Raw genomic sequence first — 13,248 nt, 5'->3', positions numbered from 1 at the left:
CTCCCTCTTCATTTCGCCTGCAGTTGGCGCGCGTCCTGGACCTGCTGCACCGTCACCGGCGCCGCCTGGTTGCCCCAGCTTCCCCGCAGATAGCTCATCAGATCCGCCGCTTGACGATCGTTCAACGCCCAGCCGTAAGCCGGCATGTCGAACGCCATCGCCTGCTGCGTGATCGGCGTATGCGCCCCTTCCAGCACCACCCGCAGCGCGGTCAGCGGATTGTCCGCCGTTACCGTGGCGTTGCCCGCCAGCGCCGGAATGGCGAAGTCGGTACCTTCACCTTTATTGCCGTGGCAGGTCGAGCAGTACATCGCATAGGTCGCCTTGCCGCCCGAATTATCCGCCTGCACGGCAGGCGCAGCGGCTTTGGCGGCGGTGTCCGGCGCCAGGCTGCGCAGGTACACCGCGATGGCGTTCAGATCGCCGTCGCTGAGGTACTGCGTGCTGTGGGTCACCACCTCGCTCATCGGCCCGGCGACCGCCGCATGGCGGCTGCGGCCGGTCTTCAGCAGCGCCGTCACCTCTTCCGGCGGCAGCCCGCGCAGATTGGAGGCGTACCAGCCGTCCAGCTCGGCGCCGCTCAGGAACACCGGTTCCTTGCCGTCCAGCCCCTTCTCCTGCATCGCCCAGCCGCGCGGCGTATGGCAGCTGCCGCAGTGGCCCGCGCCCTGCACCAGATAAGCGCCGCGGTTCCACTCGGCGCTTTGCTGCGGATCCGCCTGATACGGCTGGTCGTCGTGGAACAGCTGGTTCCACACCGCCAGCGGCCAACGCATCGACAGCGGCCAGCTGATGTCGCTGTCCCGGTTGGCGACGTTCTGCGCCGACACCTCATTCATCAGATAGTCATACAGCGCGCGCATGTCTTCCGCGCTCATTTTGGCGTACGAGGTGTACGGCATCGCCGGGTAGAGCCGGTGGCCGTCTTTGGCCACCCCCTGACGCATGGCGCGATCGAACTCCTCGAACGAATAGGCGCCGATGCCGTGCAGCTTGTCCGGCGTGATGTTGGTGGCGTAGATAGCCCCGAGCGGCGTCGGAAACTTCATGCCGCCCGCCAATTCTGCGCCGCCCGGCGCGGTATGGCAGGCGGTGCAGTCACCGGCTTTGGCGACGTATTCACCGGCCGACATCGCCTGGGCAGAACCGCCGGCGGCCAGCAGGCTCAACAGGTACAGCGAGCGCAGACTCATGCTCCCTCCTTGGCGGCAATCTTGCCGTAGGCCAGTTCATTCACCGCACGCCACGCCTGATCGATCGCCGAGTTAGCGTACGGGCTCCAGTCGGCATCGGAGTTGGCGATAGCGATCTTGCCGATCGGCTGCCGCGCCGTTTCGATGATTTTCTTGGCTTCGTCTTCGTCATCAAACAGCCCGTTAAGGAAGTAGGAGTAACCGTGTGACCAGCGGTTGACAGTGATCGCCTGAATGTCGCGCTGATGATCGAAACCGGCCTCGCCCAGCATGCCCTGCAGCTGTTCGCGGATCATCTGTTCGTGCACTTCGAACGGCGTGCCCAGCAGCAGCGCGCGCCCTTTGCGCGACTGTTCGCGCGTGCTGAGGCCGCTGCCCGGCAGCGTCGGCACATACACCATATGCAGGCCGATCGGCCGATCCGGATCGCGCGGGTGCTGATAGCCGCCCATGCTCACCGGATAGTCCAGCTTCACGCGGCTGTACGGCGCGGCCGGCGAATAGACCTCGTGCACGCCCAGCTTGATGAACGGCTGCCAGTTGCGGATCACCACCTTGCTGTACACCAGCGGCGCCTTGACGTTCTGCTTCAGCGCCTCCTGCTGCTCGTGCGCCATCTCCGGCACCAGATACGGGATCATCATGTTGTAGCCGGCCATCACCACCTGTCCGGCGCGCACTTTGGTCATCTTCTCGCCGGTCATGTAGGTGACTTCCACCTTGTCGCCGACGTTGGCCGCGTGCAGCCCGGTGCTGTTCAAACGCAGCTTCACCGGCGATTCCGGCCGATCGAGCTGGCTGTAGTCGAATTTGGCCAGCACCACATCGTTCATGTCCTTGCCGGCCGGCGCCACCGCCGGGATCAGTTGGCGCACCATCAGGCGCGCCAGCGTGGCGTTGCCGTCCGGGAAGTGGAACACGTAAGGATCGTCGAGATCCGCCTGCGACTCTTCGTCCAGCGGCGGCAGATTCATGCCGTTCAGGCCCGGCAGATCGCAAATGCGCGCATCGCTGCACGACGTGCCGTCGATGCCCACCGCCTGGAAATCGTTGGTGGTCTGCTGGAAATAACGGATCGCCAGTTCGCTCAGGCCCACCTTCTCGCGCAGGAACTGGGTGTAGCTGTGGCTGTCGAGCCAGTCTACCTTCTGCTCCAGCGTCATCTCCGGCAGATAGTCTTTCTCCACCGTGTGCAGCGCGATCAGCGCCTGGCGATCGCTTTCCGGCAGCGGGAAATCGCCGATGAACGCTTCATAAGAGCGGCCGTTGAGGCGATCGCGCGGAATGTCGTCCGCCACCGTGCGGCCCGGATCGCCGCTCACCACCTTGTCGACGCCGAAGTTCTTGCGATCGAAGTAAACCCCGCGGCTCAAATTCAAATCAGGGTAGAAGGTGGTGTCGAAAGCCTGCTCCAGTTGGTCGATATCGACGCCGAGCTTGCGCAGCAGCCCCATCGCCACCGGGCTGAAGTTGGAGCGCGGCGACTGCAGCGATTCGCTGCCGCCGTAGCCGAGCAGCATGCCGTCGTCGCTGTTGAACTCGTTGCGCTTGGCGTGGCCGCCGAAGTCGTCGTGGTTGTCGATCAAAAGAATGCGCTGCCGCTCGCCTTTCAGCTGCTGCCAGAAACAGGCGGCCGCCAGCCCGCTGATGCCGGCGCCCACCACCACCAGATCGAACTCTTCAACGGCGGGCACGCTGCCGAAATCAAAGGTTTTGCCGTCGCGCCCCAGCTGATGCGCATGCTCGAACGAGCCCGGATGATTGCCCCGCAGCCCGGTCAGCGCCGGCGGATAGTACAGGGTTTGATTGGCGGTTTGCGGCGACGCGCGCAAGATTTGCAGCGGCGTCAACCCGGCGGCGATGGTGATCGCCACTCCGTTGAGAAAATCTCGTCTGGTGATACCCATATAGGCTTCCTTTCAATTTTTATTATCATCAGCCGGCCGGAGCCGGCTCGAAGGCCGCGCTATTGTGCGGATAATTACTGTAAAATCAATGTTTGAACATGACATGACGAATAGCCGTGTAATCCTCCAGCCCGTACATCGACATATCCTTGCCGTAGCCGGACAATTTCTGGCCGCCGTGCGGCATTTCGCTCACCAGCATGAAGTGGGTGTTCACCCAGGTGCAGCCGTATTGCAGGCGGGCGCTTAAGCGATGCGCGCGGCCCACGTCGCGGGTCCACACGGACGACGCCAGGCCGTAGTTGGATTCGTTCGCCCAGGCCAGCACCTGCTCTTCGTCGTCGAACGGCGTCACCGTCACCACCGGGCCGAACACTTCGCGCTGCACGATCTCATCGTCCTGGCGCGCGCCGGCCAACAGCGTCGGCTGGAAGTAATAGCCCGGCCCTTTCACCTTCTCGCCGCCGGTCACCACCTGCACGTGCGGCAACGCTTTGGCTCGCTCGACAAAACCGGCCACCCGCTCCAGATGCTGGGCGGTAATCAACGGCCCCAGCTCGGTGCTCTCGTCGTCCGGCGCGCCGATCTTCAGGCTGGCCACCGCCTCGCCCAACCGCTTGACCAGCTCGGGATAAATGTTTTTCTGCGCGTAGATGCGGCAGGCGGCGGTGCAATCCTGCCCGGCGTTGTAGAAACCGAAGCCGCGAATGCCGTCCACCACCTGCTGCAGATCGGCGTCGTCGAACACCAGCACCGGCGCCTTACCGCCCAGCTCCATATGGGTGCGCTTAATGCCGGCGGCGGTGTGGGCGATAATGTGCTCACCGGTGGCGATCGACCCGGTCAGCGACACCATGCGCACCTTGTCATGCCCGGTCAGCCGATCGCCAACGCTGGCGCCGCGCCCGAACAGCACGTTGAGCACGCCCGGCGGGAACAGCCCGGCGGCCAGTTCGGCCAGTTTGAAGGTGGTCAGCGGCGTCTGCTCCGACGGCTTGATCACCACGCAGTTGCCCGCCGCCAGCGCCGGCGCCAGTTTCCAGGCCGCCATCATCAGCGGGTAGTTCCACGGGGCGATCGAAGCCACCACGCCGAGCGGATCGCGGCGGATCATCGAGGTATGCCCGGCCAGATACTCGCCGGCCGCCATGCCGGTCAGGCAGCGGCTGGCCCCGGCGAAGAAGCGAAACACGTCGGCCACCGCCGGCAGCTCGTCATTCAATACGCAGTGATAAGGCTTGCCGCAGTTGAGCGACTCCAGCCTGGCGAAGGTCTCGGCATGCTCGTCGATCAGATCCGCCAGCTTGAGCAGATGCTCGGCGCGCTCCTTCGGCGTGGTTTGCCCCCAGGCGGCGAACGCGGCGTCCGCCGCCAGCACCGCGCGATCGACCTGCTCCGGGCTGGCCTCCGCCACCTGCGCGATCACTTCGCCGGTCGCCGGGTTATACACCGGCTGGGTCGCGCCCTGGCCGTTCACCAGTTGGCCGTCAATCAACAGTTGGCTTTGCATAGGGTTATCCTTTTATCAGAGGTCGGGTAAGGAAATTATTTGCCGCTGCCGGCGACGCTTTCCCCACCTTTGGTCAGGTAGTAAGCGCCGAGGATCGGCAGCATGGTCAACAGCATCACCGACAGCGCCACCACGTTGGTGATTGGCACGTCGCGCGGGCGGCCGAGCTGGTTCAGCAGCCACAGCGGCAGCGTGCGCTCGTGGCCGGCGGTAAAGGTGGTCACGATGATTTCATCGAACGACAGCGCAAACGCCAGCATGCCGCCGGCCAGCAGCGCCGAGCCGAGGTTCGGCAGGATCACATAGCGGAAGGTTTGCCAGCCGTCGGCGCCGAGATCCATCGACGCTTCGATCAGGCTGTACGAGGTGCGGCGGAATCGGGCGATGACGTTGTTGAACACGATCACCACGCAGAACGTCGCATGGCCGACGACGATGGTCAGGATGCCCGGCTCGATGTTCAGCGCCTTGAACGCCGCCAGCAGCGCCAGGCCGGTGACGATCCCCGGCAGCGCGATCGGCAGCAGCAACAGCAGCGAAATGCTGTCTTTGCCGAAGAAATCGCGCCGATACAGCGCCGCCGCCGCCAGGGTGCCGAGCACTAGCGCGATGGCGGTCGCCAGGCAGGCGATCTGCGCCGACAGCAGCACCGCATCGAGGATGTCCTGCCGTCCGGCGGCGACGTTAAACCAGTGCAGCGTGAAGCCCTTCGGCGGGAAGCTGAAGGCCGCGTCCTCGGTGTTGAAGGCGTAGATGGCGATGATCGCCAACGGGAAATGCAGGAAGACAAGTCCGCCCCAGGCGGCCAGCTTCAGCCCTAAGGGCGCGCGTTCAGAGTGCATCGAAAGCCCCCAGACGTTTGACGATGGAAAGGTAGATGGCGATCAGGACGATCGGCACCAGCGTAAAGGCCGCGGCCATCGGCATATTGCCGATCGCGCCCTGCTGGGCGTAGACCATGCTGCCGATGAAATAGCCCGGCGGCCCCACCAGCTGCGGCACGATAAAGTCGCCCAGCGTCAGTGAGAAGGTGAAGATCGATCCGGCGGCGATGCCCGGCACCGCCAGCGGCAAAATGACATGGCGGAAGGTCTGCGCCGGCCGGGCGCCCAGATCCGCCGAGGCGTGCAGCAGCGAGGGCGGCAGGCGCTCCAGCGCCGCCTGGATCGGCAGGATCATGAACGGCAGCCAGATATAGACGAACACCAGAAAACGCCCCAGCCCCGAGGTCGACAGCGTGTTGCCGCCGACGCCGGGCACCGTCAGCAGCGACGCCAACAGCGGCTCCAGCCCCAGGTGCTGCAGGAACCACTGCGCCACGCCGTCTTTCGCCAGCAGCAAAGTCCAGGCATAGGCTTTAACGATATAGCTGGCCCACATCGGCATCATCACCGCGATGTAAAAGAACGCCTTGACGCGGCCGCTGGTGTAGCGCGCCATGTAATAGGCGATCGGGAACGCCAGCGCCGCGCTGGCCAGCGACACCAGCACCGCCATGGTCAACGTGCGCAGGATGATGTCGTAGTTGGCCGGGTTGAACAACGCCGCCAGGTTGGCGAAGGTCAGATCCGGCGTCACCGCCATGGTGAAATCGTCGAAGGTGTAAAACCCTTGCCACAGCAGCGTCAGCAGCGAACCGAGGTAGACCGCGCCGAACCACAGCAGCGGCGGCACCAGCAGTAACAGCAGATACAGCGTCGGCCGGCGATAGAGCCAGGTCGACAGCGCGCGCACGGTACCGCCGCGCGCCGGGGGGGAATCGATGCTCATGTCCATCTCACCTCTCCTCCAGCAGCGGCACCATCGCCGCGCGCGGCCAGCAGGCGACGATCGGCTGGCCGATCTGCCGCTGTTGCCCTTCGGCGATCCACTGCGGATTGGCCTGGCTGACCAGCAGCTTTTCGCCGCCGTTCAGCGCGATTTCATAGCGCGTGGCCGCGCCCTGGTAATGGATTTCCTGCAGCGTACCCTGCACCTGGATCTCGTCCTGCGCCGCGCCGCCTTGCTCCAGCAGGCGGATATGTTCCGGCCGGATCGAGAAGGTTCGGCTTTCGCCAAGCAGGCGCTGCGCCAGCTCGCTGCGCACCACGTTGGAGGTGCCGACGAACTCGGCGACGAACGGCGTCTTCGGCCGCATGTAAAGCTCGCGCGGCGTATCCACCTGTTCGATGCGGCCGTTATTGAACACCGCCACCCGATCGGACATCGACAGCGCTTCGCTTTGATCGTGGGTGACGAAGATAAAGGTGATGCCCAGCTGGCGCTGCAGCTTCTTCAGCTCGCCCTGCATCTGCTCGCGCAGCTTGAGATCCAGCGCGCCGAGCGGTTCGTCCAGCAGCAGCACCCGCGGCCGATTGACCAGCGCGCGCGCCAGCGCCACGCGCTGCCGCTGGCCGCCCGACAGGTGCGCCGGCTTGCGTTCGGCGACGAAACCGAGCGCCACGCTCTCCAGCGCCTCTTGCGCCCGCGCCAGCCGCTCGCGTTTGGCGACCCCCTTCACCATCAGGCCGTAGGCGACGTTTTCCAGCACCGACATGTGCGGAAACAGCGCGTAATCCTGAAACACGGTGTTCACGTCGCGCTGGTACGGCGGCAGGTTGGCGGCTTCCTGGCCGTGGATGCGAATCGAGCCGGAAGTGAGCTGTTCAAAGCCGGCGATCAGGCGCAGGCAGGTGGTTTTGCCCGAGCCGGACGGCCCAAGCATGGAGAAGAATTCCCCGTCCTGAATGTCGATGGATACCCGATCCACGGCGCGAACATCGCCGAAAGTCCGCGAAACATCGATGAATTGCACGGCAATGGTCATTTTCTGTGCTCCATTCTGATGTAATTCGGGCGCAGCGGGCTGCGCCCCGCGGCTTAGCGGCCGCCCATGATGGCGATGTAATCCTGGGTCCAGCGGCTGTATGGCACAAACTTGCCGCCCTGCGCCTGCGGCGTTTTCCAGAAGGCGATTTTATCGAACTGGTTAAAGCCGTTGGTTTCGCAGCCCTTCTCACCCAGCAGCGCGCTGGCCTTACAGCCCGCCGGCGAAGCCGGCACCGACCCGAACCAGGCCGCCACATCACCCTGCACCTTCGGCTCCAGCGACCAGTTCATCCACTGGTAGGCGCAGCTCGGGTGTTTGGCGTCGCTGTGCAACATGGTGGTATCCGCCCAGCCGGTCACGCCCTCTTTCGGGAACACGGTGGCGATCGGCTGCCCCTCGCCCTTCAGGGCGTTGGCCTGATACGGCCAGGCGCTGGAGGCCACCACGCCTTCGTTTTTAAAGTCGCTCATCTGCACCGAGGTGTCGTGCCAGTAGCGGTGGATCAGCGCGTGCTGGCTGCGCAGCAGCTTCAGCGCCGCCTGATACTGCTCTTCGTTGAGCTGATAAGGATCGCTGATGCCGAGCTGCGGCTGGGTGGCCTTCAGGAACAGCGCCGCGTCGGCGATGTAGATCGGGCCGTCGTAAGCCTGCACCCGCCCCTGGTTGCTCTTGCCGTCCGGCAGGTTCTGCTGCTGGAAGATCACCGCCCAGCTGTCCGGCGGCGTCGGGAAGGTTTTGGTGTTGTACATCAGCAGGTTCGGCCCCCACTGGTACGGCGTGCCGTAAGTTTTGCCGTCCACGGTATACCAGGCGCCGTTCAGCAGGCGCGGATCGATGTTCTTCCAGTTCGGGATCAGAGCGGTGTTGATCGGCTGCACCCGCTTGCCGAAGATCAGGCGCAGCGAGGCGTCGCCGGAGGCGGTCACCAGATCGTAGCCGCCCTTGGCCATCAGGCTGACCATTTCATCGGAGGTGGCGGCGGTCTTCACGTTCACCGCACAGCCGGTTTGCTTCTCAAACTGGGTGACCCAGTCGTAGTTTTTGTCGGACTGGCCGCGTTCGATGTAGCCGGGCCAGGCGATGATATCCAGCCGGCCTTCGCCTTTGCCCAGCGACTGCGGCAGATCGGCCGCCTGGGCCAGGCCGCACAGCACGGTGAGACAGAGCGCGGAGACGGTGGTGGTGACTGCGGTAGTTTTTCCCATCGTAATTACCCCTGTGTTGCTTATCGGTATGCGGCAGGGAACGGCTGCCGCCTGATTTTTCTTGATATAACCGTTAGAAGCCGGCTTTGAACTTCGCCATTACGTGCCTGACAACGCTGTAATCTTGCAGCGAATCGCTGGACAGATCCTTGCCGTAGCCGGAGCGTTTCAGGCCGCCGTGCGGCATTTCGCTCGCCAAGGTGAAATGGGTGTTGATCCAGGTGCTGCCGTACTGCAGATGAGCGGCAATGTGCAGCGCCCGATCGATATTTTGCGTCCACACCGACGAGGCCAGGCCGTATTCCGAGTCGTTGGCCCACGCGACCGCCTGCTCCAGGTGTTCGAAGCGCGTGACGCTGACCACCGGGCCAAACACCTCGCGCTGCACGATCTCGTCGCTTTGCAGGCAGCCCGCCAGCAGGGTCGGCTGATAGTAGAATCCCGGCCCGGAGTGCGCCGCGGCGCCGGTGATCAATTCGATATGCGGTTGGCTGAGCGCCCGCTCGACAAAGCTGGCGACGCGATCGCGCTGGCGGCTGCTGATCAAGGGGCCGATCTCGTTGTCCTGATCGCGCTTGCGGGCGAAACGCAGGCTGGCGACCGCTTCGCCCAGCGCGTCCACCAGTTTGGGATAGATGCCCGCCTGCGCGTAGATGCGGCAGGCGGCGGTGCAGTCCTGGCCGGCGTTGTAATAGCCGTAGGTGCGAATGCCGTTGACCACCTCGTCGAGATCGGCGTCGTCGCAGACGATCACCGGCGCTTTGCCCCCCAGCTCCAGATGAGTGCGCTTGACGCTTTTGGCCGCCGCCTGGAGAATTTTTTGCCCGGTGACGATATCGCCGGTGACCGACACCAGCCGCACCTGCGGGTGCCCCACCAGCTGGCTGCCGACCCCTTCCCCGCCGCCGTAGACGATATTCAGCACGCCCGGCGGCAGGATCTCCTGCAGCGCCGGCACCAGCGCCAAAATGGTCAGCGGCGTGTGCTCGGACGGTTTGAACACCACGGTATTGCCCGCCGCCAACGCCGGCGCAATCTTCCACGCCGCCATCATCAGCGGATAGTTCCAGGGAGCGATCGAGGCCACCACGCCGATCGGATCGCGGCGGATCATCGAGGTGTGGCCCGGCACATACTCACCGGCCAGTTGCCCTTGCTGCGTACGCACCGCGCCGGCGAAGAAGCGGAACACGTCGACCGCCGCCGGCAGATCGTCATTGAGCGCCTGATGCAGCGGTTTGCCACAGTTGAGGGCTTCCAGCTGCGCCAACTGCGGCGCCTGCCGCTCGATGGCGTCGGCGATGCGCAGCAACAGCGTGGCGCGCTGGGCCGGCGTAGTGCGCGACCAATGGCCAAACGCCTGCTGCGCGGCTTTCACCGCGCTGCCGACCTGCGCCGCAGAGGCTTCGGTAAGGGCGATCAGCGTCTCGCCGTTGGCCGGATTGACGATGCATTCCTGCTGGCCTTCGCCGTCGATAAGCTGACCGTTAATGAACTGCTGACAGGACAAACCTGAGAGAACCTGCACATCCGCCATCGCCTGACGCCCCTAAGTGACAAAAACGTTAACCAAATGTGAATAAGTTAGTTTTAATCAGCCTAAGCGAGCCTCTGGCGGGCAACAAATTCTAAATACTGAACGACGCGTTCGATTAAATCGAATGCTTAAGCCCGGCGGCGTGTTTGCTGCCGTTCTCGCGCGCGATGGTGAGGAACGGCGTCACCAGCTCCGGCCGCGCGCTGCCGCGCCGCCATGCCAACCCGATATCCAGCGGCTCCAGCAAATCGTCCAGCTTGCGCGCCTCGATCATGTTGCCCTCCAGCGACCAGGCGCGGTACGCCATGTCCGGTTGGATGGAGACGCCCATCCCCGCCGCCACCAGGCTGCGCACCGCCTCGGTCGAGGCGGTCTTCATGGCGATCTCCGGCTTCAGCCCGGCGCGCGCCCAGATGCGCCGCGCGTGCACGTCCATTTCATCGGCGTTGAGCTGGATCAGCGGCTGTTTGGCCACGTCCGCCAGGCTGATGCTCTCGTGCTCCAGCAGCGGGTGCAGCGGCGGCAGCCACAGACGATACGGCGAGTGCATCAGCACCTCGGTCTGCAACGCGTCGCGGTCTTCGATATTCGACAAGATCAGCACGCCGATATCGATCTCGCCGCTGACCAGCAGATGCTCGATGTACGGACGTTCGTCTTCAACCACCTGCACGGTGACGTTGGGATAAGCCGATTTAAAGCGCGTGAGCAACTCCACCAGGAAGTAACCGGCCACCAGGCTGGTGACGCCGATAGTCAGCTTGCCGGTCAGGCTTTCGGTGCCGATCTGCAGGCTGCGCTTGGCGTTGTCCACCGTCGCCAGGATCAGATACGACTGGCGCAAAAATTGGTGCCCCTGATGGGTCAGCGTCATGCCCTTGGCGTGGCGATCGAACAGCCGCACGCCGATCTCGGTTTCCAGCTGCTGGATCGCCAGCGTCAGTGAAGACTGGGAGACAAACACCGCCTGGGCGCCGGCGGAGATCGACCCGGTTTCCGCCACGGCGATGAAGTGGCGGATTTGGCGTAATGTCATCATGGGGTGATTCCTCAAGCAAAAACATTGCGTTGAGTGTAGACGCCGGCCGTGAAGCGATCGGGAAAAGTGTCAAAAACGCGATAGCGTTCGCTTTTTTAGAATGCTTACGGACAAAAAGGGGGAAACGGCGAGGCTAAGAAGTGCGATGTGCGGGGGGACAAAAATGACAAGGGCGCAGCACGCTGCGCCCTGATGGCCGATGATCCTGCGGAGGATCAGATCGCTTCTTCGTCCTGCTCGCCGGTACGGATGCGCACCACGCGCGCCACGTCGAAGACGAAGATTTTGCCGTCGCCGATCTTGCCGGTCTGCGCCGTCTGCATGATGGTTTCCACGCAGGTGTCGACGATGTCGTCGGCAACCACAATCTCGATCTTCACCTTAGGCAGAAAGTCGACCATGTATTCGGCGCCGCGGTACAGCTCGGTGTGGCCCTTCTGGCGGCCGAAGCCTTTCACTTCGGTGACCGTCATGCCGGTGATGCCCACTTCGGCCAGCGCTTCGCGGACGTCATCCAGTTTGAACGGCTTGATAATCGCGTCGATCTTTTTCATCTTCTTTCCTTTTACCAATTTTTGCGGCCAAAACCGGATGTGATGGGGTAGCGGCGGTCTTTGCCGAAGTTACGGGCGGTGATGCGCGGCCCGACGGCGGCCTGACGCCGCTTGTATTCGTTGATGTCCACCAGGCGGATCACCTTGCGCACGATCGCTTCGTCGAACCCTTCGGCCACCAGATCGGCGACCGACTTGTCGCGCTCAACGTAGCCTTCCAGGATCGCATCCAGGATATCGTACGGCGGCAGGCTGTCCTGATCGACCTGATCCGGCGCCAGCTCGGCGGACGGCGGACGATCGATCACCCGCTGCGGGATCACGTAGGAGACGGTGTTACGGTATTCGGACAGCTTGAACACCAGCGTTTTCGGCACGTCTTTCAACACGTCGAAACCGCCGGCCATATCGCCGTACAGCGTGGCGTAACCGACCGCCATTTCGCTCTTGTTGCCGGTGGTCAGCACGATGCTGCGGCGTTTGTTGGACAGCGCCATCAGCACCACCCCGCGGCAACGCGCCTGCAGGTTTTCTTCGGTGGTGTCGCGCTCGGTGCCGGCGAACATCGGCGACAGCTGGCCCATAAAGGCGTCGAACATCGGTTCGATGGAGACGATATCGAACTCCACGCCGAGGATTTCCGCCTCTTCCTTGGCGTCGGCGATGCTGATATCCGCGGTGTAGCGGAATGGCATCATCAGCGCCTGCACCTTGTCTTTGCCCAACGCATCCACGGCGATCGCCAGCGTCAGCGCCGAGTCGATGCCGCCGGACAGCCCCAGCACCGCGCCTTTAAAGCCGTTTTTGGTCACGTAGTCGCGCACCGCCAGCACCAGCGCCTGATACACCTGCGCCAGCTGCGGCAATTCGGCGGCCGGATCGGCCATCGGCACCACATCCAGCTCGTTGAATTCCAGACGAGTCACCTGCTCGTCGAAGGCCGCCAGACGGTGGGTCATGGTGCCGGCGGCATCGAATACCTTGGAGCAGCCGTCGAAGATCAGCTCATCCTGGCCGCCGACCTGATTGAGGTACACCAGCGGCAGCTGGGTGCGCTGGCAGTGGCCGGCCATCAGCGTTTTACGGATATACGGTTTTTCGCGGTTATACGGCGAGGCATTGATCGACAGGATAATCTCCGCGCCGGCCGCCTTGGCGGCGTCGATCGGCTCAGGGAACCACAGATCTTCGCAAATCAGCAGCCCCAGACGGTAGCCTTTCAGCGCCACCACGCAGGTGTCGTTGCCGGCGTGGAAATAGCGCTTCTCATCGAACACGCCGTAGTTCGGCAGCTGCTGCTTGAAGTAGCGGGTCAGCAGGCGGCCTTCGGCAAACAGCGACAGCGCGTTATACAGCTTGTCGCCTTCGCGCCACGGGTGGCCGACCAGGATCGCCGTCTCGGCGGAGGCCTGCTGCAGGCGCAGCAGCTGCGCGTCGCAGCGCTGATAGAAGTCATTGCGATACAGCAGGTCTTCCGGCGGGTAGCCGGACAGC

General features: G+C 63.7%; 11 protein-coding genes. All 11 read right to left on the bottom strand.

The genetic code is table 11. The features are described from left to right. Positions 1–8 precede the first annotated feature (8 nt). Positions 9–1,193, bottom strand: a complete 1,185-nt coding sequence (locus tag ADK28_RS12455) for a c-type cytochrome (RefSeq protein ID WP_048795791.1) — start codon at positions 1,191–1,193, stop codon at positions 9–11. After that, positions 1,190–3,100 carry an NAD(P)-binding protein gene (locus tag ADK28_RS12450; RefSeq protein WP_033639610.1) on the bottom strand — a complete coding sequence of 637 codons (1,911 nt, stop codon included), beginning with the start codon at positions 3,098–3,100 and terminating at the stop codon, positions 1,190–1,192. Before ADK28_RS12450 ends, ADK28_RS12455 begins: the two co-directional genes overlap by 4 nt. 85 nt (positions 3,101–3,185) lie before the next feature. Next, a complete protein-coding gene (gene patD / locus ADK28_RS12445; RefSeq protein ID WP_033639609.1) occupies positions 3,186–4,610 on the bottom strand; it encodes an aminobutyraldehyde dehydrogenase in 1,425 nt (474 codons plus the stop codon). Between the two features lie 35 nt (positions 4,611–4,645). After that, a complete protein-coding gene (locus ADK28_RS12440; RefSeq protein ID WP_004941378.1) occupies positions 4,646–5,452 on the bottom strand; it encodes an ABC transporter permease in 807 nt (268 codons plus the stop codon). Continuing rightward, positions 5,442–6,386 (bottom strand): ABC transporter permease, encoded by a 945-nt coding sequence (locus tag ADK28_RS12435; protein ID WP_016929775.1) that lies wholly within the window; start codon positions 6,384–6,386, stop codon positions 5,442–5,444. Before ADK28_RS12435 ends, ADK28_RS12440 begins: the two co-directional genes overlap by 11 nt. Before the next feature lies 1 nt (position 6,387). Beyond that, positions 6,388–7,416: an ABC transporter ATP-binding protein gene (locus tag ADK28_RS12430; RefSeq protein ID WP_015378790.1), complete on the bottom strand. Its 1,029-nt coding sequence runs from the start codon at positions 7,414–7,416 to the stop codon at positions 6,388–6,390. Positions 7,417–7,469: 53 nt separating this feature from the next. Then, complete coding sequence (gene ydcS, locus ADK28_RS12425; protein ID WP_033639608.1) at positions 7,470–8,624, bottom strand: putative ABC transporter substrate-binding protein YdcS; 1,155 nt, start codon at positions 8,622–8,624, stop codon at positions 7,470–7,472. 73 nt (positions 8,625–8,697) lie between these two features. Continuing rightward, positions 8,698–10,161, bottom strand: coding sequence for a gamma-aminobutyraldehyde dehydrogenase (locus ADK28_RS12420; RefSeq protein WP_048795790.1), 1,464 nt, complete (start codon positions 10,159–10,161; stop codon positions 8,698–8,700). Positions 10,162–10,276: 115 nt separating this feature from the next. Further along, positions 10,277–11,200 (bottom strand): LysR substrate-binding domain-containing protein, encoded by a 924-nt coding sequence (locus tag ADK28_RS12415; protein WP_015378793.1) that lies wholly within the window; start codon positions 11,198–11,200, stop codon positions 10,277–10,279. A gap of 215 nt (positions 11,201–11,415) precedes the next feature. After that, positions 11,416–11,754, bottom strand: a complete 339-nt coding sequence (gene glnB / locus ADK28_RS12410) for a nitrogen regulatory protein P-II (RefSeq protein WP_004847623.1) — start codon at positions 11,752–11,754, stop codon at positions 11,416–11,418. 11 nt (positions 11,755–11,765) lie between these two features. Then, the coding region (locus tag ADK28_RS12405; protein ID WP_048795789.1) for an NAD+ synthase at positions 11,766–13,248 on the bottom strand (1,483 nt) is incomplete at its 5' end.

The sequence above is a fragment of the Serratia sp. 506_PEND genome (assembly GCF_001076875.1).
Classification (GTDB): Bacteria; Pseudomonadota; Gammaproteobacteria; order Enterobacterales; family Enterobacteriaceae; genus Serratia; species Serratia marcescens.
The sequence above is the reverse complement of the archived record's forward strand: the minus strand, read 5'-3'. Positions and strand labels throughout refer to the sequence as shown.